The sequence below is a fragment of the Tolypothrix sp. VBCCA 56010 genome (assembly GCF_050875635.1).
GTDB lineage: Bacteria > Cyanobacteriota > Cyanobacteriia > Cyanobacteriales > Nostocaceae > Hassallia.
Genome location: NZ_JBPAOH010000456.1, coordinates 1 through 392, shown reverse-complemented (window position 1 = coordinate 392; position 392 = coordinate 1). Strand labels below are relative to the sequence as shown.

The following is a 392-nucleotide window of genomic DNA, read 5'->3' as shown; positions in this document are numbered from 1 at the left end:
TTGCTAGTTATAGATTCAAGCGATCGCATGGGGTAAGTTAAGCAATAAAATCCCCTCCAGAGAGAAAAGTAGGAGGGGAAAATGCGCCTGGGAAATAATTACCATCTATGCGCTTCCCCGACGACTTGTTAAAAGCGATGCCTGCGGCGGGCTACGCCTACGGACACGATGAAGATTGTCGTCGTGGGATGAGTGATGCTGAAATTATTACAGGGCGCAGTAATTGCAGCAATGTTCTTTAATGGTAATCATCATCAGGCTTGTAGCTATATGAAAGACCATGAACTGATACCAGATATGTTAGAAAAATTACGATGTTACGACGATTACACAATATTTCGATGCTAATCAACGATTTATTTCATCAAATAGGAATGATACTAAAAGAAAGT

At 40.8% G+C, this 392-nt stretch carries 1 pseudogene; it reads left to right on the top strand.

The features are described from left to right. Positions 1-49: 49 nt before the first annotated feature. Positions 50-392, top strand: a pseudogene (locus AABK37_RS41970) (hypothetical protein); the annotation flags it as partial.